Raw genomic sequence first — 801 nt, 5'->3', positions numbered from 1 at the left:
GTAATGTTATTTTGATTATCATACTGAAAAGTACCTTTATCTAAATAAGTATCTTCTGGTTGGAAAAGCTTTTCATTTAATCCAATTAAAATAGTGAGTGGTTTTATAGTAGAAGCCATATTTATATAAGATTCACCATACTTTAATTTTTGAATTGCTTTATTTTGCGAAAGAGATTTAATGTTTTCTTTTCTAGAAGATACATGTGTATTTAATATATTTGGATTAAAAGCTACCGAGTTGGCCATAGTTAAAATTGCGCCAGTTTTTGCATCGCTCACTATAGCATAACCAGCTTTAGCATCAGGTGTTTTCTTAATTTGAGATTTTAATGCTTCTTCTGCCTTTTGCTGCAACTCAGAGTCTAAAGCTAGCCGCACATCTTTTCCTTTTTGTACTTTTTGAATGTTCCATAAGAACTTTTTATTATTCAATTTAAAAATAAGAGTTTTGCCTGGTTTTCCTTTTAAATCATTTTCATATTGCAGCTCAATCCCGCTTTTTCCAACAGCCATATGCTTGGACTTAAGGTCATTTTCTACATACCCAATTACTTGTGAACCAATTTCGTGTTTAGGGTAATATCGAATCCATTCATCTTTAATTATTACATTATTGGGTTTGTTTTTGTTTATGAATGCAAGTTCATTCTCAGTTATATCAGAGTATAACGGTATATCATTCATAGTCTTCTTTTTACAAGATTGTTGCAATTGAGATTTTATGTTCTCTGTAGAAATATCATGTTGAAACTCGCTTGAAAATTGGTTAAAAAAAGCTAATGTGTTTGATGTATCTTGT

The 801-nt window shown here is 30.2% G+C and carries 1 protein-coding gene; it reads right to left on the bottom strand.

Features of this window, described 5'->3' with window-relative positions; translation table 11 throughout:
* Positions 1-801: penicillin-binding transpeptidase domain-containing protein (locus HMPREF2590_RS08930; protein ID WP_256325047.1), on the bottom strand; the 801-nt coding region annotated here is incomplete at both ends.

Source organism: Bacillus sp. HMSC036E02, from assembly GCF_001836235.1.
Lineage (GTDB): Bacteria > Bacillota > Bacilli > Bacillales > Bacillaceae_G > Bacillus_A > Bacillus_A cereus.
Note: the sequence above shows the minus strand (reverse complement) of the source record. Positions and strands in the feature narration are given on the sequence as shown.